The sequence below is a fragment of the Kribbella aluminosa genome, from assembly GCF_017876295.1.
GTDB lineage: Bacteria > Actinomycetota > Actinomycetes > Propionibacteriales > Kribbellaceae > Kribbella > Kribbella aluminosa.
The window spans coordinates 4,075,126-4,098,649 of sequence record NZ_JAGINT010000002.1 but is presented as its reverse complement, the minus strand read 5'-3'; the positions used below and the strand labels follow the sequence as shown (position 1 = coordinate 4,098,649).

Below are 23,524 nucleotides of genomic sequence, written 5' to 3'. Positions count from 1 at the left end.
CCTCCTTCACCCCCAGGCTAAACCTTGCCCCCAGGGTCAAGGTCAAGCCGGCTCAGACGGCATTCTCCCGGACCCACTCCCCCAGCACCTTGGCGCTGTCGTCCACGAGCGCCGGCCAGTCCAGCGCCGCCGCGTCCGCCGAGTCCGACACGTGCTTCACGACGCGGACAGGTACGCCGTACGCCCGGCACGCGTACACCACGCCGTACGCCTCCATGTCCACCAGGTGCGCCCGCTCCGCCAGCCGGCCGCGCACGACCGGATCGGCCACGAACACGTCGCCGGACGCGAGGACCGTGCCGTCGCCGCCCTCGATCCGGAGCTCGTCCTGCGGATCCAGCCCGATCGCGCGTACGGCGTCCGCGTTCACGTCGTGGTTGATGACCATGCTCGGCAGGAACAACCCGGACAGACCATCACGCAGCGCCCCGGTGGTCCCGACGTTCAGCACCACCAGATCGGTCGTGTCACGCTCCGCCAACGCCCGACTGACAGCGACCGCCGCCGGAGTCTTACCGACCCCGGTGAGCAGCACCGGAATCCCCTCCGGCACGTACCGCGCCTCACCGGCAATCGCACTGACAACCAGGTACTGCGTCATCCGACGCTGACGGTGGGCTCGCCGGTCTCACCCATCTGTTCGGCGATGCGCATGGCTTCTTCGATCAAGGTCTCGACGATCGCCGACTCGGGGACGGTCTTGATGACCTCGCCCTTCACGAAGATCTGGCCCTTGCCGTTCCCGGACGCGACGCCGAGGTCGGCCTCCCGGGCCTCGCCCGGACCGTTCACGACGCAGCCCATCACGGCGACCCGGAGCGGAACCTCCATGCCCTCCAGCCCCGCGGTCACCTGCTCGGCCAGCGTGTACACGTCCACCTGCGCACGGCCGCAGGACGGGCAGGAGACGATCTCGAGCTTGCGCTCCCGCAGGTTCAGCGACTGCAGGATCTGCAGGCCGACCTTGACCTCCTCGACCGGCGGCGCGGACAGCGACACCCGGATCGTGTCACCGATGCCCTTCGACAGCAGCGCCCCGAACGCGACCGACGACTTGATCGTGCCCTGGAACGCCGGCCCGGCCTCGGTGACCCCGAGGTGCAGCGGCCAGTCGCCCCGCTCGGCGAGCATCTCGTACGCCTGCACCATCACGACCGGGTCGTTGTGCTTGACCGAGATCTTGAAGTCGTGGAAGTCGTGCTCCTCGAACAGCGACGCCTCCCAGACGGCCGACTCGACCAGTGCCTCGGGCGTCGCCTTGCCGTACTTCTCCAGCAGCCGCTTGTCCAGCGAACCGGCGTTCACCCCGATCCGCAGCGACGTACCGTGGTCCTTCGCCGCCTGCGCGATCTGCTTGACCTGGTCGTCGAACTTGCGGATGTTGCCCGGGTTCACCCGGACGGCGGCACACCCGGCCTCGATCGCCGCGAACACGTAGCCCGGCTGGAAGTGGATGTCGGCGATCACCGGGATCTGCGAGTGCTGCGCGATCTCCGCCAGCGCGTCCGCGTCCTCCTGCCGCGGGCAGGCGACCCGGACGATGTCGCAGCCGGCCGCGGTCAGCTCGGCGATCTGCTGCAGCGTCTTGTTGACGTCGTTCGTCGGGGTGGTCGTCATCGACTGCACCGACACCGGCGCGTCGCCGCCGACCAGCACGCTGCCGACCTTGATCTGGCGGGTCTTGCGGCGCGGCGCGAGGGTCGGCGGCGGCAGCGCGGGCATGCCCAGGTTGATGCTCATGTGTCCTTGTCCGTTGACTATCCGTTGACTATCCGCTGAACAGCTATCCGTTGAACAGCTTGATGGGGTTCACGATGTCGGCGATGACGAGCAGCACGCCCATCACCACGATCACGCTGGCCGCGACGTACGCGATCGGCAGCAGCTTGGCCACGTCGACGTACCCGGGGTCCGGCCGGCCGAACAGCTTGGCCAGGCCGCGCCGGATGCCTTCCCAGATCGCGCCGACCATGTGCCCACCGTCGAGCGGCAGCAGCGGGATGAAGTTGAACAGGGCAAGGAACAGGTTCAGCGAGGCGAGCAGCAGGATCAGCGTGGCGGCCTTGTCGCCGACGCCGAGGTCACTGGCCGCGATCTCGCCCGCGACCCGGCTCGCACCGACCACGCTCATCGGGCTGTCCTGCGCGCGCTTGCCGCCGACGATCGACTGCGCGACGCCGACCAGCTTCTCCGGGAACCGGCCGAGGGCCTGCACCGTGCTGACCGTGTAGGTGCCCATCTTGTCCAGTGCGTAGCCGACGCTCTGCCGCTCGAGCTTGTTCACCGGTGAGACGCCGAGGAACCCGACCGAGACGTACTTGTCCGACCCCGGCGTGTCGAGCACCTGGTTGACGATCGTCTTCGTCTGCAGGGTGAGCTGCTGACCGTTGCGCTCGACAACGATCGTCGCGGGCTTGTCGGTGTTCGCGCGGATCAGCGGGGTGAGCTGGTCCCAGCTGGAGATCTGGGTGCCGTTGAACGAGACGACCTTGTCCCCGACGTGGAACCCGGCGAGCTTCGCGGGCGACTCCTTGTCCCCGTCCTGGCACTTCCGGTTCGGCGTGGCCTGCTTGGCCGGGATCACGCAGTCGGTCACGGTGGAGATCGTCGTCTGCGGCACCCGGTCGCCGTACAGCGTGTAGAGGCCGGTGAACAGCACCGTCGCGATCAGGACGTTGACCAGCGGCCCGGACGCCATCACGATCAGCTTCTTCCACCACACCTTCTGGTAGAACAGCCGGCCGTCGTCCTCGGGCGCGATCGTCTCGTACTCCGCGGTGCGCGCGTTCTCCACCATCGACTGGATCGCGCCGGTGTTGGCCTTCCGGACCTTGCTCGGGTCCTGGCCCTTCGCGGGCGGCATCATGCCGATGATCCGGACGAAACCGCCGGCCGGGATCGCCTTGATGCCGTACTCGGTCTCGCCGCGCCGCACCGACCACAGGGTGCGCCCGAATCCGGCGAAGAACTGCGTGACCTTCATCCCGAACGCCTTCGCCGGGAGCATGTGGCCGAGCTCGTGCAGCGCCACGGAGATCAGCACCCCGAGCACGAACACCACGATGCCGAGGATGGTGAGAAGCACGCTCATGCCTAGTGGGTCTCCTGGCCGTTGTCGGTAGTCCTGGCGGTAATCTCACGGGCCCTCGTCCGGGCCCACGCGTCCGCGGCGAGCACGTCGTCCACGGACAGTTCCTCATACGAGGGTACGTCGTGATCGGTCACCACCCGGGCGACCGTGTCGACGATCCCGGTGAACGGCAGCCGGCCGTCCCGGAACGCCTGCACGCAGACCTCGTTGGCGGCGTTGAACACGGCCGGGGCGGTACCGCCCCGGGTCCCCACCTCCCGGGCCAGCTCGACCGCCGGGAACTCCGCGGTGTCGACCGGCTGGAACGTCCAGGTACTCGCCTCGGCGAAGCTCCACGGCCGGGTCGCGTCCGGTATCCGGCCGGGCCAGCCGAGCGCGAGCGCGATCGGTACCGTCATGGTCGGGATCCCGACCTGCGCGATGGTCGCGCCGTCGGTGAACTCGACCATCGAGTGGATCGCCTGCTGCCGGTGGACGACCACGTCGATCCGGTCCATCGGGATACCGAACAGCAGGTGCGCCTCGATCAGCTCCAGGCCCTTGTTGACCAGCGTCGCCGAGTTGATCGTGACGACCGGGCCCATCGCGAAGTTCGGGTGCTCGAGGGCCTGCTCGACCGTGACGTTCGCCAGCTCGCCGCGCGGCATGCCGAGGAACGGCCCGCCGCTCGCGGTCAGCAGCAGCTTGCGGACCTCGTCCGGCGTACCGCCGCGCAGACACTGCGCGATCGCGCTGTGCTCGGAGTCGACCGGGACGATCTGGCCGGGCTTGGCGCGCCGGGTGACGATCGGCCCGCCGATCACCAGCGACTCCTTGTTGGCGAGCGCGAGCGTGTTCCCCGCGTCCAGCGCCGCCAGCGTCGCGTGCAGACCGACCGATCCGTTGATGCCGTTGAGTACTACGTCACACGGCATCGCCGCGAGCTCGCTCGACGCGTCCGGCCCGGTGAGGATCTTCGGGATCCGGAACTCGCCCCTCGCGTACCCCTTGCGCTGCGCCTCCGCGTAGAACGCGAGCTGCAGGTCCTGCGCGACCGTGGCCTTCGCGACCGCCACGACCTCAACGCCGAACTCGAGCGCCTGCGCTGCCAGCAACGTGACGTTGTCACCGCCGGCGGACAGCGCGAGCACACGGAAGCGGTCCCGGTTCCGTCCGATCAGCTCGAGCGCTGTCGTACCGATCGAGCCGGTCGAGCCGAGAATGACGACGCTGCGCGTGTTCACGGCGCCATTCTTCCAGGTAAGTTCCAGGTCAGGACACCAGCAGGCGGAACGGGAGCCCACCGAGCCGGATCTCGTCGCCGTGACCGACCATTGCGGTCTGGATCGGTACGCCGTTCACCTGTGTTCCGTTGGTCGATCCCAGGTCCCGTAGCTCGTAGCTGGTCGCGTCGATGCGCAGGAGCTCCGCGTGGTGCCTGCTGATCTCCTGGCGGTCCAGGATGAGGTCACAGTCGGGTGCGCGGCCGATGCGCACCAAGTCCAGCAGCGGTACGACGTCACCGGCTTGAGTGACCAGTGCGGGCTGCGGGCCGGTCTCCAGCGCTGCAGCGATCTCCGCGACGCCCGCGGTCCGGATGGACAGCGAGACGATCACGTCGTCCCCCTTGTCCACGTGCAGGTTGTGCTGGGCGCCATACCCCTGCAGCAGGTCGCCGTACTCATCAACGACCACTGCGGACACGTGGTAGTACCCCGGCGGCAGCTGTGCGTACGCCGCGGAGCCGAGCGACGTGGTCAGTATTACCGCGTCGTACTCGCGGTGACTGACGTCGGTGATCGTGATGAGCACCGGGTTGTTCGCAGTCAGGTGTGCTTCGGCGCCGGTGTCGCCCGGGGTGAACTCGACGGTGATCGTCGGCGCCGGGCCGATCTCGTCGAGCCCGACCAGCCGGCCAATCACCGGCACGGTGCCCGTGGGGACGGACAGCGGCACGTACTGGCCGTGCGATCGCACCAGGACGTCCAGCTGCGGGCGCGGCCACCCGTTGCGGCGGGCGAGCAGGTACGCGCTCACCATGCCCTTGCCGAAGACGAAGGCCACGTCTCCGACAACGGCGCGCACGAATCCACTGACAGGCTCCATCGGCACCCCCAGTGCATCAGTATCCAGGAATCGCGACTTCGGTACGCCGGCGCCCGGTGTGCCGCCGTACCGTTGCCCGGGTGACGACTGTGCTGATCATCGAGAACGACCGGGACAGCGGCCCCGGGCGCCTCCTGGAATGGATGGACGTTCGGGCGATCTCCCCGGTCGTCGTCCGGGCCTGGGACGGCGAACCAGTGCCCCTTCAGGTCGACGGGCATGCGGCCCTGATCCTGCTCGGCGGCGGGATGCTGCCGGACGAGGACGAACGGTCGCCCTGGTTGCCGGCTGAGCGGTTGTTGCTACGTGACGCGCACGGCAAGGTGCCTGTGCTCGGCATCTGTCTCGGTGGACAGTTGCTGGCCCACACGTTCGGTGGAGAGGTCAAGGGGAAGTACGGGCTGCCGGAGAAGGGCGTGACGTCGCTGACGGTGCTCCCGGCCGCTGCGGACGACGTACTGCTGGCTGGGCTGCCTTCTTCTGTGTGGGCGGTGGAGAGTCACCAGGACCAGATCACGCGGCTGCCGGAGGACGCGGTGCTGCTGATGTCCAGCGAGCGCTGCCCGCACCAGATGCTGCGGATCGGTCAGAGCTGGGGCGTCCAGTTCCATCCGGAAGTGGGGGCGGCCCGGGTACGGCGGTGGAACCCGGAGCGGCTGCGTTCGCTCGGGTTCGACCCCGACGAGGTGGTGGCGGACGCGGAACGGTACGCCGGGGACCTCGACAAGACCTGGTCGACGGTGGTGGGCCGGTTCCTGTCCCTCGTCGGCTGATGCGGCGCTACCTTTGGGGGCATGAGTCTGGAGCAGCCGCCGCCCGGTCACCGGGCGTCCGACAACGACCGTGAGCGTGCCGCCGCCGTGGTCCAGGAAGCGCACACCGACGGGCGGCTGGACTTCGAGGAACTTGACGAGCGGCTGACCCAGATCTACTCGGCCAAGACCCAGCTGGAGCTCCGCAACGCGACCGCCGACCTGGTGCCGGTAGCGCACGGCAGCGCCCAGGAACTGACACTCCGGGCCCGCCACAGCGCGCAGAAGCGCGAAGGCGCGTGGACCGTCCCCGAACGCCTCACCGCGATCGCGGAACACTCGTCGGTCAAGCTCGACTTCACCGACGCGCTCGTCCAGTGGGCCGAGATCCATGTCGACGCCCACGCCGTCCACAGCTCCGTCGTCATGGTCGTCCCGGAAGGCTGGAGCGTCGACATCGATCAGGTCGACATGGTCCACAGCAGCGCCAGGAACAAGGCAGTCCAACCCCGCCCCGGCGGCACCCGCCTCCGGGTGACCGGCGAAGCCCGCCACGGCAGCATCGTCATCCGCCACCCCCGCAAACCCCACTGGTGGTGGCCCTGGTACCGCAAGTGAGCTGCTGCACAGCCCGGTCGAGGTGGCACCGGCTAGCGTGAGCACATGGGTGCTTCTCTGGATCTGGTGGATGTCGACTCGCTGTTGACGGCGGACGAGGTCGACGTGCGGGCGGCGGCGCGGCGGTTTGCCGATGAGCGGTTGCGGCCTGCCCTGCCGGAGTGGTTCGAGACGGCGTCGATTCCGGCGCGGGAGCTGGCGAAGGAGCTCGGCGCGCTCGGGTTCCTCGGGATGCACCTGACCGGGTACGGCTGCGCCGGACTCGGCCCGGTCGCGTACGGGCTCGCCTGCCTGGAGATCGAGGCGGCCGACTCCGGCATGCGCTCACTCGTCTCCGTGCAGGGCTCGCTGGCGATGTACGCGATCTGGAAGTACGGCAGCGACGACCAGAAGAACGAGTGGCTTCCCCGGATGTCCGCCGGCGAGGCGATCGGCTGCTTCGGCCTGACCGAACCCGACTTCGGCTCCAACCCGGCCGGCATGCGCACCAGCGCCCGCCGCGACGGTTCCAGTGCCACGGACGACTGGATCCTCAACGGCTCGAAGATGTGGATCACCAACGGTTCCGTCGCCGACGTCGCGGTCGTCTGGGCGCGCACCGACGACGGCGTTCGCGGTTTCGTCGTACCGACCTCGACGCCCGGCTTCTCCGCGCCCGAGATCAAGCAGAAGATGTCGCTGCGCGCCTCCGTCACCGCCGAGCTCGTACTCGACGACGTACGCCTCCCGGCGACCGCGATGCTGCCCGAGGCCCGTGGTCTGTCCGGTCCGCTCGGCTGCCTGAACGAGGCCCGGTTCGGCATCATCTTCGGCGCGATGGGCGCGGCCCGGGACTGCCTGGAGACTGCGATCGCGTACGCCGGGGAGCGGATCGTGTTCGACAAGCCGCTCACGGCGTACCAGCTGACCCAGGCGAAGCTCGCCGACATGGCGGTCGAACTCAACAAGGGCATCCTGCTCGCCGTCCACCTCGGCCGCCTGAAGGAGAAGGGCACGCTGCGCCCCGAACAGGTGTCGGTCGGCAAGCTCAACAACGTCCGCGAGGCGATCGCGATCGCCCGCGAGTGCCGGACGATCCTGGGTGCGAACGGTATCAGCGGTGAGTACCCGATCATGCGGCACGCCAACAACCTCGAGTCGGTGCTCACCTACGAGGGCACGTCCGAGGTCCACCAGCTCGTCATCGGCCAGGGCCCTGACCGGGCAGTCCGCGTTCCGCTGAGACCAGCTACTTCGCGACCTCGGTCGCCCGCGACTCGCGAACCACGGTGACGCGGATCTGACCGGGATAGGTCAGCTCCTCCTCGACCTGCTTGGCGATGTCGCGGGCCATCACCTGCGCCGCGATGTCGTCGACGGCGTCCGGCAGCACCATCACCCGGATCTCCCGTCCGGCCTGCATCGCGAACACCTTCTCGACGCCGTCGTGGTGCATCGCGATCTCCTCCAGCCGTTCGAGCCGCTGCACGTACGCCTCCAGCGACTCCCGCCGCGCACCCGGCCGTCCACCGCTGACCGCGTCCGCCGCCTGCGTCAGCACCGCCTCGACGGTCCGTACCTCGACCTCGTTGTGGTGCGCCTCGATGCAGTGCACGACGTCGTCGTTCTCGCCGTACTTCTTCGCCAGCTCGGCGCCGACGATCGCGTGACTGCCCTCGGACTCGTGCGTCAGCGCCTTCCCGATGTCGTGCAGGAACGCACCACGCTTGCACAGCTTCGGATCCAGCCCGAGCTCGGAGGCCATCATCCCGGCGAGGTGCGCCGACTCGACCAGGTGCTTCAGGACGTTCTGCCCGTACGACGTCCGGTACCGCAGCAGGCCCATCGTGCGGACCAGCTCGGGGTGCAGCTCGGTGATGCCGACCTCGGCCATCGCGTCCTCGGCGGCCCGTTCGCACAGCTCGGCGACCTCGCCCTTGCTGCGTTCGTAGATCTCCTCGATCCGGCTCGGGTGGATCCGGCCGTCCAGCACCAGCGAGTCCAGCGTCAGCCGCGCCGTCTCCCGCCGTACCGGATCGAAGCACGACAGCAGCACGGCTTCCGGGGTGTCGTCGATGATCAGGTTCACGCCGGTGGTCTGTTCGAACGACCGGATGTTGCGGCCCTCGCGGCCGATGATCCGGCCCTTCATGTCGTCGCTCGGCAGATGCACGACGGACACGACGGACTCGCTCGTCTGCTCCGACGCGAGCCGCTGCACCGCGCCGGTGATGATCTTGCGCGCCTTCGTCTCGCCCTCGTCGAGCGCCTGCCGCTCGATGTCCCGGACGGTCGAGTGCGCGTGCCGCTTCGCCTCGTCCTCGATCGCCGCCACCAGCTCGGCCTTCGCCTGCTCGGCGGTCAGGTTCGCGACCCCTTCGAGGATCCGCCGGCGCTCGTCCTCCAGGTCCTTGATCTCCTGGCCGCGCCGCGCCAGCTCGGCGAGTTGCGCGGTCAGCTCGGTCTGCCGTTCCTCGATCGCCCGGTGCTGCTCGTCGAGCCGCTCCTCGCGTTCGGTCAGCCGGTGGTCGCGGCGCTCCATCTCCAGGCGCTGCTCGCGCAGGTCGTCCCGGATCGACTGCGCCTCCGCCTCGGCTTCCCGCCGTACGTCGGACGCCCGCTGCTCCGCGTCCCGCCGTACCTCCGACGCCCGGTCCTCCGCGGTACGCCGCACCTCCTCGGCGCGATGCTCCGCCGTCGCGGCGCGGGACCGCAGTACGGCGGCCTCCTCCTCAGCCTGCCGGCGGACCTGCTCGGCCGCAGCCTCGACCTCGTGGTGGGCGGTTGCGGTCTCGACGGCCTTCCGGCGGGAGAGGGTGATGCCGATCCAGGCCAGCAGTCCGGCGATCAGCAGTCCGATCAGGGCCAGGCCAACGGACATCGCGGTCATCGGCGTCTCCCCTCTCCGTCGAGTCCCGGCAAGGGACTGTGGCCATCGGTCGAAGGGAATCCGCAGGTACGGCGGCATCGCGGGTACGGCGAACCGGCCGGTGTCAGCGCCGGTGTTTCGGATCGGCCGCGGGTACTCACGATCCGCGGACCCCCGTCCGCCGTCGTTCTGGACACCCGCACCGTACGTCCCGGTTTCGGGAACTCCGCTCGTCGGCCCGGCCGGGCACTACGCGCGGTACTACGGCGGTCCTGCCTATCCGACGGCACACTTCGGCACCGTCGCCCTTCCTTCAGCTCCGCAGAGCGTGATTGCGTTCTCGTCCGGCCGGCCGTTTCACCGGCCCACCGTCTCATGTCCGCCACCGAACCCGGTGGATTCATCCCTTCCTGATGCCGAGGCTAAGCGCGGCCTACCGGCCGGTCAAGACGGACACTCGCCCACGCGGACCCGGATCTCCCCACAAGACCACCTTGTGATCTGGTACCGCGACGTACGGGCGTCGTCCGTCGACGAGGCGCTGTCCGCTCCCGGTTCGCCGGCACGACCCGCGACAGCTCCCCTCACGGGCCGCACCTGGCTTCGCGCGCCTACTGCGCCTGACTCCCTGACGATCCGACGGCATCGGACGGGCCCGCTGCGCTCTCCGACTCGGCGGCAGCCTGAGCAGTCTCCGGTACTCCGGCAGACTCGCCAACGTGAGACGACTCCACTCCCACGGCAGCCTCACCGGCGCGGCTCGACTCCGCTCCCGCGCCGGACTCAGCGGCGCGGCCCGACTCGGCCGCTGCGGCAGGCTCAGCAGCGTGGGCCGACTCGGCTCCTGCGGCGGGCTCAGCGGCGTGGGCCGACTCGGCTCCTGCGGCGGGCTCAGCGGCGTGGGCCGACTCGGCTCCTGCGGCAGGCTCAGCAGCGTCGGTCGACTCGGCTGCTGTGGTGGACTCGGCAGCGTAGCTCCCGTCCGCTGCTGCGGTGGTGGGCTCAGCGGCGCGGGTCGGATCCGCTGCGGCGGCGGGCTCGCTGGCCTGCTCGGATTCGCCCGCCGACCGGGTCGAGGTGTCTTCGGAATTCTGCTTGTCGACGAAGCTGCCGACCTTCTGCTGGACCGCGTCGACCTTGTCCGCGTATTTCCCGCCAGTCTGCTTGTCGATCAAGTCGCCGGCCTTCTCGACCCCGGCCTTGATCTTGTCCGGGTTCTGCTTGACGACATTCCGGAGCCAGTTCTTCGCCTGTTCCTGGAAATCGTTCATTGCACCCTCCGCGGTGTCTGGGGCGGATCGACGGAAAACCACAGCCTACGGACCAGCCCAAATACCGGTCCTACCTCGGATAACACACCGTCACGCCCCACCCGTCAACGCCCCTCGCCGCACCCCACTCCCCCAACCCCCTAACCCTCCGTAACCCCACACCCCTAATACTGCCGAATCCCCACCCGTGAGCCCCGCACCTCACACCCCCTCAGCCCCCGCACCTCACACCCCCTCAGCCCCCGCACCTCACACACCCGTCAACCCCGCACCCCTACGCCCGTCAACTCCGCACCCCACGCACCCGTCAACCCGCACCCGACGCACCGGTCGACTCCGCACCTCGCACACCCCTCGGCCGCGCACCTCACACACCCTCACCTCCGCACACCCCGCGCCCTACACCCGGGCCATCTACCCGGCCCTACTGACACCGTGCACAGCCTCCCCACAACCCACCGCGCCGCCGCACCGCGTACATGAACCTCCTCCGCACGCCCCACCGGAGCACCTCGCACCGCGTACGTGAGCATCCTCCGCACGCCCCACTCGAGCGCCTCCACCCGGTCCTGCCCGAGCACCTCGGCATTACCTACCAGAGCGCTCTGCTCGCGTGACCGAGCGACTCCGCACTACCTACTTTGAGCGCCTCCCGCACGACCTGCCCGAGCACCCCCACCCCCCTACCTGAGCCTCCGCACTACCTACTCAAACCCTCTGTGCACCCAACTTGAGGCCTGCGCCCGAGGGCCGGCCTGGGCGTTGCCGCACGACCCAGCGAGTGCCGCCTTCTGGTCTACCTGAGCGGATAGCCCTGGCCCAGGTGGGTTTTCGCGACGTCCGCCGGCGCATGCACCAACCACGCGTCGAGCAACGCCTCCTCCAGCACCCGCTCCGACACCTTGTCGAGCTGAACCAGCACCGCCGCATACCCGTCGAAATGCGGAATCGTGAAGAACCCGTCCCCCGCCCGCGCCGCGAGCACAGCCTCTTTCTCCGCCAGATCCTCAACCGTCAACGCCAAAATCGGCCCCTCCGGCGGCGTCTCCTCCCCGAACCGCTTCAAATCGGCCTTACTGAACGGCCGAACCCACGCATAGGCCTTCCCCCCGACCGTCCACGTCTGCATCCCATGCCGCTCCGCCTCAACGGTCCCCGGCAACCCCGCAACCACCCGCTCGACGTCCCCAAAACCCACCATCCTCCCAACCTACTCCCGCCCCACCGCAGTCCCACCCCACAACCAGGACCCAACACACCGAACAAACCCCGCCCGCAAATAGAACTCCGCAGCCGCATCCCCAACCGCCGAAACGAACACCACCTCGGCGCCAGTTCCCGCCAGCCATCCCCGGCACTCGTCCAGCAACGCAGTCCCGATCCCAGCCCCACGCCACCCTGGCGCCACAACGAGTTCCTCGATGGTCCCGTACGGCTCGCGCCCGTAGTCCACGAACGTCCCGACCACCACGCCGGCCAACTCAAGGCCGTCGACAGCAACGAATGTCCGCGCCTCCTGCCGCACAACCGGCAGCGTCATCGACTCAGCCACATCACCGTGCAGCTCGCGCAACAACCGCCGGATCCCCACCCGGTCCTCAGCCGCACCGTCACGCACAACAAACCCGCGCCCGGGCCTGCCGGTCACCGCACTCTCCATCCCGCGTACACCCCAAGATTCTCCGCCCCGCGTGCCCCGGCGAAACGTTGAGTATGCACCCCGAGCGAACGCTGTCCGCAAGGTCGCCGCCGTCCGACTGCGCTGATCGTCCAGAGACGGCCTCCGGTACGCGAGCCAGGCAGGCATGCCCCCGTCCGAGCGGCCTGCCCCATGCAGAAACTGACCAGCTGGCCCTGGTCCTATCAAGCCACCGCAACTCCTGCTCCGGACGAGGCGCGGGCTCCGGACGAGGTGTCGGCTCCAAGCAGCCGCGACGGGGCTACTCGGCTTCCAACCCGGACGAGTCCAGCAGTGGGAACTCGTCGTGACTCGCGTCGAGCTCCTGCTTCACGATGCTCATCGCCAGGCCGCCCGAATACCCCTTGCGGGCAAGCATCCCGAGCAGGCGTCGCATCGCCACCTGGCGTTCGAGGGAACGCATCGACCGCAGCTTCCGTCGTACCAGCTCCCGAGCGGTCTGCTCTTCCTGCTCGGAATCAAGCTCCTCAAGCGCATCCCGCGCAAGCTCGTCGTCCACCCCGCGCCGCCGAAGCTCCTGCGCCAGCGCACGTTTCCCCAACCCGCGCCCACGATGCCGCGACTCCACCCACGCATTCGCGAACGCGGCGTCGTCGATCAGCCCGACATCGGTGAACCGATCCAGCACCTCGTCGGCCACCTCATCCGGAATCTCCCGATCCGCCAGCACATCCGCCAACTCGGCCCGCGTCCGCGGCTGCCCCGTCAACTTGTCCAGCAGGATCGTCCGAGCCACCGAATACGGATCAGCATCCTGATCAACCCCCGGATCCGCCGCCCCCGGCTCGCCATCCACCCGCCGCTTCCGCGACCGCCCAAACCCCCCACCACCCACCCGACGCCGCCGCTCCCCCCGCGCCCCCGCACCACTCCCCGCCGAAGCCGCCGAAGCCGCCGAAGCACGGTCGCGACCCGGGGGAGTCTGGTCAACAGGTGCCGGACGTACGGAGCCGGTAGACCCACTCAAACTCTCATCGCGCCCACCACGGGAGACTCCGCCGGTCGCCGCCGGCGTCTGCGCACGAGAACGGCGCACCCCACCACCGCCCGAGGCAGTTGAACTCCCACCCGCCCCAATCTCATCCCCCGATTCCCCCCAAGGATCAACTGCCACCCCCGCAGCACCATCCATCACCGCACGATCGGGAACCGCACGATCGGGAACCGCACGATTGTCGTCGGCCGGTGGCTCAGCGGTCTCAGCCGGATCGTCTGGTTCTGCCCACGGATCGAAGGGAAAGGCGCCGACGAGATCGGCTCCCGGGGTCGCCTGCGACGGCTCAGGTTCGAGCGGCGGCGTAGAGCGACCTCTCCCGCCGTCGGCGGGTCGCGCGGTCCCGGGCTCACGCCTGGCCTGAAGCGTGGGCTCTGGTGTGGTCTCGGACCCAGGCGTGGTCTCGGACCCAGGCCCGGTCTCGGACCCAGGCCCGGTCTCGGACCCAGGCGTGGTCTCGGACCCAGGCGTGGTCTCGGACCCAGGCGTGGTCTCGGGCTCGGGGGTGGTCTCGGCCTCGGGTTCAGGCGTGGTCTCGGGCTCGGGCTCGGGAGTGGTCTCGGGCTCGGGGGTGGTCTCGGGGGAATGAGTGGTCCGAGGCGTGGCGCGGCGACCCGGGGCGGTGTGTGAGGAGGGTTCGTCGGCGGTGGGCGGCAGGTGTGGGTCCGCAGTGGACGAGGAGGGTTCGTCGGCGGCGAAGGCGCGGGCTTCGGCCAGCCGGTTGTCGGCCTGGGCCTTGAAGGTTCGGGTTACTTGCTTGTCCTCGTCGCCCCACGGGTCAACGACCTTCGCGGGTGGACGTGGCGTACTGCGGCGGGTCGCCGGCCGGGCCGCCTGTGGCTCCGCGCGGAATGTTTCGGTGTCTGGCTGAGCAGGATCCTGCCGTCGCCGGGGTTTCCGTTCGGCCCGGGCGTCTGTCGGGTCAGTCTCGTCGGGTGAGGGCTCGTCCCAAGGGTCCACCGTGCCGGCAGTCCGGCGAATAGAGCCCGGGCGTCGACGCGCCGCACTCCACTCGCCCTCTTCTTGGATCTCGTCCGAGTCCACCCGGCTCCCGTCCGCACCACGACCGCGCGCACTCGGGCGACTTCCTTGCCCCCGGCGCGTCGAAGCTTCGGGCGGACCGTCATCCGATTGCGTCGTACCGCGTTGGTCGGCCACCCGTCGAGACGCCGTACGACGGTACGACGTGCTCTCGGCGGGCTCACTCGCAGAGGCCGTCGCAGCCCCGGACGCGCCTTCGGCCAGGAGCTTGCGCGCCAGGGCCAGGCGTTCGTCGTGGGGCAGGGACAGCGCCGCGGGGGCGGCGTCCTCGGCAGCTATGGGCTGCCGGGGGACGCTGCCGCCCGCGGAGGGTCGGTCAGAAGTCGACATCGACCTCGGCCGCGGCCTTGTCGGCCGGCTGGTCCAGGGTCGGACCGATGCCCATCTTCTCCATGATCTTCTTCTCCAGCTCGTTCGCCAGGTCGGGGTTGTCGCGCAGGAAGTTCCGCGCGTTCTCCCGGCCCTGGCCGAGCTGGTCGCTCTCGTACGTGAACCAGGCGCCGGCCTTGCGGACGAAGCCCTGCTCCACGCCGAGGTCGAGCAGGCTGCCTTCGCGGCTGATGCCCTGGCCGTAGATGATGTCGAACTCGGCCTGCTTGAACGGCGGGGCCACCTTGTTCTTCACGACCTTGACGCGGGTCCGGTTACCGACCACGTCGGTGCCGTCCTTGAGCGACTCGATCCGGCGAACGTCCAGCCGCACCGACGCGTAGAACTTCAGCGCCTTACCACCGGTCGTCGTCTCCGGGGAGCCGAACATCACGCCGATCTTCTCGCGCAGCTGGTTGATGAAGATCGCGGTCGTGTTCGTCCCGCTGACCGCACCGGTCATCTTCCGCAGCGCCTGGCTCATCAGCCGGGCCTGCAGACCGACGTGGCTGTCGCCCATCTCGCCCTCGATCTCGGCGCGCGGCACCAGCGCGGCCACCGAGTCGATCACGACGATGTCGATCGCGCCGGAGCGGACCAGCATGTCGGCGATCTCCAGCGCCTGCTCACCGGAATCGGGCTGCGAGACCAGGAGCGCGTCGGTGTCGACGCCCAGCTTCCGCGCGTAGTCCGGGTCGAGGGCGTGCTCGGCGTCGATGAACGCCGCGATCCCACCGGCCCGCTGAGCGTTCGCGACCGCGTGCAGGGCGACGGTCGTCTTACCGGAGGATTCCGGACCGTAGATCTCCACCACGCGACCGCGCGGCAGACCGCCGATCCCGAGCGCGATGTCGAGCGCGATCGACCCGGTCGGGATGACCTCGATCGGAGGCCTGTTCTGCTCCCCAAGGCGCATCACCGAACCCTTGCCACACTGCCGCTCGATCTGCGTCAGCGCGGTCGCCAGCGCCTTCTCGCGATCGGCCGCCGCGCGCTCCGCGCTCGTCGCACTCGCTGCACCCGCCATGTGACTGCCACCTGACCCATCTGATAATCCGGGGCCGCCACCCGGCCGCCCGAAAGAAGTTCGTTGTCGCCAGAGAAGGTATTCGTTGCCTCGGACAGTTTTCGCCGCCACTTCGAATCTGTGGACAACTCGGCCGTCCCAGCACCTTCCGGGGACCAAAGTATCCCGAACACGTGTTCGAATCACAACTGACACGCCGAAGCCTGCCCCAGCGACACCCTGACCCACCGGATCTCTACTCTTGCGGGCGTGACAGACCGGCCGGACGTCCCCGATTCCGCGGTGGTTCTCGCGATCAGCCGGGTGGAGCTCGGGATCGACCACGTCCTCGACGCGCTCCGTACCCAGGACCCGTTCGGCATCCGCAGCTACCTGACCGAGTACTCCGAGCAGGAGAAGCCGAACCTCGCCGAGAAGGGCCTGATCCTCGCGATCGACCGGCTGCTCCAGATGAAGGTCCCGGGGCACGAGGAGTGGCCGGCCCTCCCGCTCGCCAAGCGCTGCGACTGGTGGGTCGAGCGCCTCGGCGGATTCGCCGCGATCGTCGCCGGACTCCCCCGGCTCAGCGGCGCGGCGGCGGACCGGCTGCCGATGAAGGACACCTTGGGCGCGGCCGTGCAGGCGATGGTGATCGGCGCGGTCTGCCGTGAGTACGGCGTCGAGGCGCACGCCGACCGTACGGCGGTCATCATCCGGGTGCTGACCGGCCGCCCGATCACCCCGGACGAGGTGCTCGAGTACGACGACCCGGTGGTCGCCGGCGACGACGTCGCCGAGGAGCTCGGGCTCGACGAGGTCTCGACCGACATGGGTCTGCGTAAGGGCGTTCGGCTGGTCTGGCGGCTCAGCAAGCTGTTCGGCGGCCTCAGCGAGGTGTTCGAGGAGCGGCCACGCGGCAGCCTCGGCGCCCGGTTCATCGGCAAGCTCCCCGGTGTCGGCGTCGTCGGCGGGTTCTTCGACGAACGCACGGGCATCCGGAAGGCGGCGTACGAGGCGGGCGAACTGCTGACCAACAGCACCTTCCGGGTCAAACCGATCTGATCGCTGGGCGGCACACCGCCGTACTGAGAGGATCTGCGCATGACTGAGATCGTCATCGTGACGCCGGACGAGACCTGGCCCGCGCAGTACCAGAAGATCGCCTACGCGATCGGCGGCGAGCTCGGCGGGCCGGCGCAGCGGATCGACCACATCGGGTCCACCTCGGTACCCGGCCTGCCCGCCAAGGACGTTCTCGACATCCAGGTCACGGTAGCCGCCGAACCCGAGCTTGCCGCTGTGGCCGAACGGATGGTCGCCGCGGACTGGGAACTTCGCCCGCCGCGGCGCGACCACCCGGTGCCGGGCCTGCCCACGGACGAGGGTCAGTGGGTGAAGCGCATGCTCGTCGAACCGATGTACCGGCGCCGGGTCAACCTGCACGTCCGGGTGGCGGGCCGCGCCAACCAGCGCTATGCGCTCCTGTTCCGTGATTACCTGCGGGCGCATCCGCAGACGGCTCGGGCGTACGGCGCGTTCAAGCAGCATGCCGCGGCGCTCGGGCTGGAGATCGGCGACTACAGCGACCTCAAGGACCCGGTCTGCGATCTCGTCTACCTGCCGGCCGAGGAATGGGCCGCCCGCACCGGATGGGCCGGTTAACGGGCGGCGTACTGCGTGCTGGTGGGCGTCAGCGTTCGCTGGGCGGGAGGTTGAGGTGCGCCCACACGGCGCGCCAGACGACCTTGGCGGCCTCACCGTCGCCCAAGGCCTCGACGACCGTACGGCCGTCGAGCTCCTGGACCACCTGGGTCTCCGCCCAGGTCCGTGCGTAGGCGGTACCGAGATGGTGATCCATCCGGGCCCAGAATTCAGTCAGTCTCATGCCTGCCCGTCATTGTCCTTCGGCGGTCCCCAACCGCCCTGCTGCCCCTGCTGAGGCGCTGACGGACCACCCTGCTGGCCCCAGCCACCTTGCGGCGGCGGCTGCTGACCCTGCTGCGGCTGGCCAGGCTGCTGACCCGGCTGAGGCGAGCCCCACTGCCCTTGACCCTGCTGCGGCTGCCCAGGGTACTGCGACTGCTGACCCGGCTGACCACCGTACGGCGCTTGCCCGGGCTGGCCCTGCTGCGGCTGGCCCGGGTACTGCCCCGGCTGGCCACCGTACTGACCGGGCTGACCCTGCTGACCGCCGTACTGCTGCGGCTGTCCCGGGTACTGCCCACCGGGACCAGGCTGCCCGTACTGCTGCCCCTGATACTGCCCCGGACCGCCGTACTGACCAGGCTGTCCCGGATACTGCCCCGGGAACGGCTGGCCGTAGCCCTGCTGTCCCTTGCCCTTACGGCTACGCAGGACGAAGAACACCGCCGCGGCGATCACCAGCAGCACGACCACGATGATCAGGATCAGCGCCCAGCCCGGGAACCCACCGCCGGCCTCGGAGGTCAGCGAGATCTTCCCCAGCTTGTCGAGACTGTCGTACGTCGCCGTCCGGCCGCTGACCTTGGCGCCGTCGTCGTGCTCGAGAATCTTGCCCGGCATGGTGATCTTGAGGTTGACCTCCGGCTGGCTGCCGCCCGACGGCAGGTTGCTGCCGACGGTGCCGCCGTTCACAGCCACCTTGACCTTGTCGCCGTTCTTGCTGAAGGCGATGCCGTCCTGGCTCGCGCCGCCCATCTTGCTGAAGGGCACGTTCGAGAAGCTGCAGTCCGAGCCGACGAACTTGCTGTCCTCGTAGGACTTGCACGTGACGCCCTCGGTCGCGGACGACTTGATGCTGCTCTCGATCTCCTGGCGGATCTTGTCCAGGGACTGGCCGCTGGACTGCAGCAGCTGCTTGTCCACGCCGATCTTCATCGAGCCCGAAACCGTCTCGTTCGACCCGACCTTCAGGTCGCCGTCGATCTTGACGCACCCGGTCAATCCGATCAGGCAGGCCACGACGACGAGGGCTGCGCGTACGCGGTTCATCATGTCGCCGATCATTCCAGACGACGGGGACAACCTGCGCACCGGACGGAAAGCGGGTGCTCACAGCGGGCGACCGGCGCCGAGCAGGCATCGGCGTGTGAAGCAGTGGTGTGAAGCAGCCGCGTGAAAACTGTCGGCGGCACCCGGCAAGATGGTCGGCGTGAAGAAAACCAGCGCGTTGAGCCGGTTCTCGCCCGCGACCCGGGCGTGGTTCGGCGACGTCTTCGAGGCGGCCACCCCGGCCCAGCTCGAGGCGTGGGACGCCATCACGGCGGGCCGGGACGCGCTGGTGGTTGCCCCGACCGGATCAGGCAAGACGCTGGCCGCTTTCCTGTGGGCGCTGGACCGGCTGGCCACGACGTCACCGCCGGACGATCCGAAGCTGCGTTGCCGGGTGCTGTACGTGTCGCCGCTGAAGGCACTCGCCGTCGACGTGGAGCGCAACCTCCGCGCGCCCCTGATCGGCATCCGCGAAACCGCACGCCGGCTCGGTGAGGCACCGGTCGAGGTCGAGGTCGCCGTGCGGTCCGGTGACACGCCCGCGGCCGAGCGGCGCCGGTTCGCGACGCGACCTTCCGACGTACTGATCACCACGCCCGAGTCCTTGTTCTTGCTGCTCACCTCGCAAGGCCGCGAGTCTTTGCGCGGCGTCGAGACCGTCATCGTCGACGAGGTGCACGCGGTTGCCGGGACGAAACGCGGCGCGCATCTGGCCCTGACGCTCGAGCGGCTCGACGAGCTGCTGCCCAAGCCGGCACAGCGGATCGGCCTGTCCGCGACCGTGCGTCCGGTCGAGGAGGTCGCGCGGTTCCTGGGCGGCGAGCGTGCGGTCACGGTGGTGCAGCCGAAGTTCACGAAGCAGTGGGAGCTGAGCGTCGTCGTGCCGGTCGAGGACATGGCGGAGCTGGCCGCGACCGAGGTGGAGACGTCCGGGTCGGCGGCCGGGCCGCAGCAGCACGCCTCGATCTGGCCGCATGTGGAGGAGCAGGTCTTCGACCTGATCACTCAGCACAGCTCGACGATCGTCTTCACGAACTCGCGCCGCCTGGCCGAGCGATTGACGGCCCGGCTGAACGAGATCGCCGCCGAGCGTGCCGAGCTGGAACTGCCCGAGCTCGGGTCGCCCGCCCAGCTGATGGCGCAGTCCGGCGGCTCGCTGGCAGCGCCGCCGTTGATCGCCCGCGCTCATCACGGTTCGGTCAGCAAGGAGCAGCGGGCGCTGATCGAGGAAGACCTGAAGTCCGGGCGCCTGCCCTGCGTGGTCGCCACCAGCAGCCTCGAGCTCGGCATCGACATGGGTGCTGTGGATCTGGTGATCCAGGTCGAGGCGCCGCCTTCGGTCGCGAGTGGTCTGCAGCGTGTCGGTCGTGCCGGTCACCAGGTCGGCGCGGTGTCCCGGGGCGTGCTGTTCCCGAAGTTCCGCGGCGATCTGATCGACACCGCAGTCGTCGTGCAGCGGATGCGCGAGGGTCTGATCGAGAGCCTGCACATCCCGGCGAATCCGCTTGACGTGCTCGCCCAGCAGATCGTGTCGATCGTGTCCCTCGACGCGGTCGACGTCGACGAACTCTTCGCCCTGGTCCGCCGCTGCGCCCCGTTCGCCACGCTGCCGAGATCGGCGTACGACGGGGTGCTCGACATGCTGTCCGGCCGCTATCCGTCGGACGAGTTCGCGGAGCTGCGGCCGCGGATCGTGTTCGACCGGGTGAGCGGCGAGATCTCGGGCCGGCCAGGCGCCCAGCGGCTCGCCGTGACGAGCGGCGGGACGATTCCGGATCGCGGTCTGTTCGGGGTGTTCCTGGTCGGCGAGTCGACCAATCACCGGGTCGGTGAGCTGGACGAGGAGATGGTGTACGAGTCGCGGGTCGGCGACGTGTTCACGCTCGGTGCGTCGAGCTGGCGGATCGAGGACATCACCCACGACCGGGTGCTGGTCTCCCCCGCGCCGGGTCAGCCCGGCAGGCTGCCGTTCTGGAAGGGCGATGCGGTCGGGCGTCCGGCCGAGCTGGGCGCCGCGACCGGCGCGTTCGTCCGCAAGATGGCGTCGCTGCCGACCGGCAAGGCGGTCGAGCGGGCGCGCACCGCGGGACTCGACGAGTACGCCGCCAACAACCTGGTGTCGTACCTCGCCGAGCAGCGCGACGCGACCGGCCGGGTGCCGGACGACGTGACGATCGTGGTGGAGCGGTTCCGCGACGAGCTCGGCGACTGGCGGGTCTGCGTGCATTCGCCGTACGGCGGTCAGGTGCACGGCCCGTGGGCGCTGGCGATCGCGGCACGGCTCCGCGATCGGTACGGAATGGATGCGCAGTCGGTGTCGGGTGACGACGGGATCGTGCTCCGGCTGCCGGAGACGGACGAGGCGCCGCCGGGTGCGGATCTGGTGCTGTTCGATCCGGCGGACATCGAGGACCTGGTGACCACCGAGGTCGGCGGGTCAGCGCTGTTCGCGGCCCGGTTCCGGGAGTGCGCGGCGCGGGCGTTGCTGCTGCCGCGGCGCAATCCGGGGCGGCGATCACCGTTGTGGCAGCAGCGGCAACGGGCTTCGCAACTGTTGAGTGTGGCAAGCAAGTTCGGGTCGTTCCCGATCGTGCTCGAGACGCTGCGCGAGGTCCTGCAGGACGTGTACGACCTGCCCGCGCTGAAGGATCTGCTGACCGGGATCAGCGAGCGCAGGATCTCTGTCGTCGAGGTCGAGACGACCGAGGCGTCACCGTTCGCGAAGTCCTTGCTGTTCGGCTATGTGGGCGCGTTCATGTACGAGGGCGACAGCCCGCTCGCCGAGAAGCGTGCGGCGGCGCTCGCGCTGGACCAGAGCCTGCTGGCCGAGTTGCTCGGGCGGACCGAGCTCCGCGAGCTGCTGGACGCGGAAGTCGTACTGCGCACCGAGGCCGAGCTGCAACGCCTGGCCGAGGACCGCCGGGCACGCGACGCCGAGGGTCTGTTCGACGTACTGCGGATCGTCGGGCCGCTGTCCTTGTCGGAAGCGAGCCAGCGCTGCGTCGACGGTTCGGACACGGAGACATGGTTGACGTCGCTCGCGGCGGCCCGTCGTGTCGTACGCGTGCGGATCGCGGGCGAGCACCGGTGGGCAGTCGTCGAGGATGTCGCGCGGCTGCGCGACGCTCTCGGCGTGCCGCTGCCGCCAGGGGTGGCAGAGGCCCACGCAGAGCCCGTCGCGGATCCGCTGGGTGATCTGGTGTCGCGGTACGCCCGGACGCACGGGCCGTTCCGGGCGATCGATCTCGCGACGCATCTCGGGATCGGCGTCGCGGTCGTGAGCGAGGCGCTGCGTCGGCTGGGCGCGGCCGGGCGGGTCGTCGAGGGCGAGTTCCTTCCGGGCGGCATCGCTCTCGAATGGTGTGACAGCGAGGTGCTTCGACTGCTGCGGCGGCGTTCGCTCGCCGCGCTGCGGAAGGAGGTCGAGCCGGTCGACCCGTCCGCGCTGGCCCGGTTCCTGCCCGCGTGGCAAGGGATCACGAGCGGCCGCGGGCGCGGGTACGACGTACTTCTCGGCGCGGTCGAGCAGCTCGCCGGCTGCGCCGTACCGGCCTCGGCGCTGGAATCGATCGTGCTGCCCTCGCGGGTGCCGGGGTACCAGCCGTCGATGCTGGACGAGCTGACGGCGACCGGCGAGGTGGTGTGGGCCGGCTCGGGCTCGCTGCCCGGTACGGACGGGTGGGTGTCGCTGCATCTGGCGGACAACTGCGAGCTGACGTTGCCGGACCCGGATCCCGCGTTCGAGCTGGGCGACACGCACCAGGCGGTGCTGGACGCCTTGTCAGGTGGTGGCGCGTTCTTCTTCCGGCAGTTGAGTGACGTGATCGGGTCGACTTCCGGCGTGGTCGAGGACGTCGCGCTGGTCAGCGTCCTGTGGGATCTCGTCTGGGCCGGTCACCTCACGAACGACACGCTGACGCCGGTCCGCTCGCTCGTCAGCGGCGGCGGCAGTCATCGAGCCCGCCGTACGACGCCGCGCGCGCGGCCGGGACGTCCGATTCGACCGGGGCGGCCGTCGATGCCGTCGCGGGGCGGACCGCCGACAGCGGGCGGGCGGTGGTCGTTGCTTCCGGCCCGTAGTTCGGACACGACCCGGCGGGCGCATGCCGCGGCCGAGACGCTGCTCGACCGCTACGGCATCGTGACGCGTGGATCGGTCATCACCGAGCGGACCCCTGGCGGATTCGCGGCGGTGTACAAGGTGCTGAGTGCGTTCGAGGAGTCCGGGCGGTGCCGGCGCGGATACTTCGTCGCGGGGTTGGGAGCCGCGCAGTTCGCGTTGCCGGGCGCTGTCGATCGGCTCCGAGCGCTTGCCGAGTTTCCTCCAGCAGAGCCCGAACGAACGGTCGGACCGCCGGGCAGCGCACGCGGAACGGGCCGAACCCGCAAGAACGATGAGCTGACCGCGCGTGCCGTCGTACTGGCTGCGTCGGATCCGGCCAACCCGTACGGCGCCGCGCTGCCGTGGCCCGAGCGGGACAACGCCGGCGGACACCGTCCGGGCCGGAAGGCCGGCGCGCTGGTCGTGATGGTCGACGGTCGGCTGATCGTGTACGTCGAACGCGGCGGCCGGACCGTGCTGAGTTTCACCGAGGACTCCGGACTGCTGCAGCCCGCCGTCGACGCGCTGGCGCTGGCGATCCGGGACGGTCAGCTGGGCAAGCTCAGCGTGGAGACGGCCGACGGCGAACAGGTTCGGCACACAGCCTTCGGGGACGCGCTGGCCAAGGCCGGCTTCCACGCGACCCCGCGCGGCCTGCGGCTCCGGGCGTGAAGA

The 23,524-nt window shown here is 69.6% G+C and carries 18 protein-coding genes and 1 pseudogene; 6 read left to right on the top strand and 13 right to left on the bottom strand.

Going from position 1 to position 23,524, the window contains the following annotated elements:
- Window positions 1-52: 52 nt before the first annotated feature.
- From JOF29_RS40555 to JOF29_RS40535, 5 genes are read right to left on the bottom strand one after another with little or no spacing between them, the layout of a single operon-like run.
- Window positions 53-601 (bottom strand): nucleosidase, encoded by a 549-nt coding sequence (locus JOF29_RS40555; protein WP_209699599.1) that lies wholly within the window; start codon window positions 599-601, stop codon window positions 53-55.
- Entirely contained in the window at window positions 598-1,740 is a 1,143-nt protein-coding gene (gene ispG / locus JOF29_RS40550) for a flavodoxin-dependent (E)-4-hydroxy-3-methylbut-2-enyl-diphosphate synthase (protein ID WP_209699598.1), read from the bottom strand. Before ispG ends, JOF29_RS40555 begins: the two co-directional genes overlap by 4 nt.
- Window positions 1,741-1,783: 43 nt before the next feature.
- The gene (locus JOF29_RS40545) at window positions 1,784-3,091 is read right to left on the bottom strand and encodes a M50 family metallopeptidase (protein ID WP_209699597.1); all 1,308 of its coding nucleotides are present in this window, start codon (window positions 3,089-3,091) and stop codon (window positions 1,784-1,786) included.
- A gap of 2 nt (window positions 3,092-3,093) precedes the next feature.
- Window positions 3,094-4,314, bottom strand: a complete 1,221-nt coding sequence (gene dxr / locus JOF29_RS40540) for a 1-deoxy-D-xylulose-5-phosphate reductoisomerase (RefSeq protein WP_209699596.1) — start codon at window positions 4,312-4,314, stop codon at window positions 3,094-3,096.
- Between the two features lie 28 nt (window positions 4,315-4,342).
- Window positions 4,343-5,176 carry an FHA domain-containing protein gene (locus tag JOF29_RS40535; protein WP_209699595.1) on the bottom strand — a complete coding sequence of 278 codons (834 nt, stop codon included), beginning with the start codon at window positions 5,174-5,176 and terminating at the stop codon, window positions 4,343-4,345.
- 80 nt (window positions 5,177-5,256) lie between these two features.
- On the opposite strand from JOF29_RS40535, the gene JOF29_RS40530 reads away from it, so the two are divergent.
- From JOF29_RS40530 to JOF29_RS40520, 3 genes and pseudogenes are all read left to right on the top strand, one after another.
- Window positions 5,257-5,949, top strand: a complete 693-nt coding sequence (locus tag JOF29_RS40530) for a type 1 glutamine amidotransferase (protein WP_209699594.1) — start codon at window positions 5,257-5,259, stop codon at window positions 5,947-5,949.
- 21 nt (window positions 5,950-5,970) lie between these two features.
- Window positions 5,971-6,546, top strand: a complete 576-nt coding sequence (locus JOF29_RS40525) for a DUF1707 SHOCT-like domain-containing protein (protein ID WP_209699593.1) — start codon at window positions 5,971-5,973, stop codon at window positions 6,544-6,546.
- 45 nt (window positions 6,547-6,591) lie between these two features.
- Window positions 6,592-7,768, top strand: a pseudogene (locus tag JOF29_RS40520) (acyl-CoA dehydrogenase family protein).
- A 6-nt stretch (window positions 7,769-7,774) separates the two neighbouring features.
- Here JOF29_RS40520 and rny read toward each other — a convergent pair.
- The 6 genes from rny to recA form a co-directional block, all read right to left on the bottom strand.
- Window positions 7,775-9,415, bottom strand: coding sequence for a ribonuclease Y (rny, locus tag JOF29_RS40515; protein WP_209699592.1), 1,641 nt, complete (start codon window positions 9,413-9,415; stop codon window positions 7,775-7,777).
- A gap of 590 nt (window positions 9,416-10,005) precedes the next feature.
- On the bottom strand, window positions 10,006-10,665 hold the full coding sequence (locus JOF29_RS40510) for an antitoxin (RefSeq protein ID WP_209699591.1): 660 nt from the start codon (window positions 10,663-10,665) through the stop codon (window positions 10,006-10,008).
- Between the two features lie 796 nt (window positions 10,666-11,461).
- Complete coding sequence (locus JOF29_RS40505) at window positions 11,462-11,866, bottom strand: MmcQ/YjbR family DNA-binding protein (RefSeq protein ID WP_209699590.1); 405 nt, start codon at window positions 11,864-11,866, stop codon at window positions 11,462-11,464.
- Between the two features lie 9 nt (window positions 11,867-11,875).
- The gene (locus tag JOF29_RS40500; RefSeq protein ID WP_209699589.1) at window positions 11,876-12,313 is read right to left on the bottom strand and encodes a GNAT family N-acetyltransferase; all 438 of its coding nucleotides are present in this window, start codon (window positions 12,311-12,313) and stop codon (window positions 11,876-11,878) included.
- Between the two features lie 292 nt (window positions 12,314-12,605).
- On the bottom strand, window positions 12,606-13,100 hold the full coding sequence (locus JOF29_RS40495) for a regulatory protein RecX (protein WP_307863947.1): 495 nt from the start codon (window positions 13,098-13,100) through the stop codon (window positions 12,606-12,608).
- A 1,615-nt stretch (window positions 13,101-14,715) separates the two neighbouring features.
- Window positions 14,716-15,795 carry a recombinase RecA gene (gene recA / locus JOF29_RS40490; protein WP_209699588.1) on the bottom strand — a complete coding sequence of 360 codons (1,080 nt, stop codon included), beginning with the start codon at window positions 15,793-15,795 and terminating at the stop codon, window positions 14,716-14,718.
- 249 nt (window positions 15,796-16,044) lie between these two features.
- On the opposite strand from recA, the gene JOF29_RS40485 reads away from it, so the two are divergent.
- Complete coding sequence (locus JOF29_RS40485) at window positions 16,045-16,836, top strand: hypothetical protein (RefSeq protein ID WP_209699587.1); 792 nt, start codon at window positions 16,045-16,047, stop codon at window positions 16,834-16,836.
- A 39-nt stretch (window positions 16,837-16,875) separates the two neighbouring features.
- Complete coding sequence (locus JOF29_RS40480; RefSeq protein WP_209699586.1) at window positions 16,876-17,436, top strand: GrpB family protein; 561 nt, start codon at window positions 16,876-16,878, stop codon at window positions 17,434-17,436.
- Between the two features lie 28 nt (window positions 17,437-17,464).
- On the opposite strand, the gene JOF29_RS40475 is transcribed toward JOF29_RS40480, so the two are convergent.
- A complete protein-coding gene (locus JOF29_RS40475) occupies window positions 17,465-17,659 on the bottom strand; it encodes a DUF3046 domain-containing protein (protein WP_209699585.1) in 195 nt (64 codons plus the stop codon).
- Window positions 17,656-18,750, bottom strand: a complete 1,095-nt coding sequence (locus JOF29_RS40470; protein WP_209699584.1) for an LppM family (lipo)protein — start codon at window positions 18,748-18,750, stop codon at window positions 17,656-17,658. The genes JOF29_RS40475 and JOF29_RS40470 overlap by 4 nt, the downstream gene beginning before the upstream one ends.
- Window positions 18,751-18,898: 148 nt before the next feature.
- On the opposite strand from JOF29_RS40470, the gene JOF29_RS40465 reads away from it, so the two are divergent.
- A complete protein-coding gene (locus tag JOF29_RS40465) occupies window positions 18,899-23,521 on the top strand; it encodes an ATP-dependent helicase (RefSeq protein ID WP_209699583.1) in 4,623 nt (1,540 codons plus the stop codon).
- The last annotated feature ends 3 nt before the right edge of the window (window positions 23,522-23,524 follow it).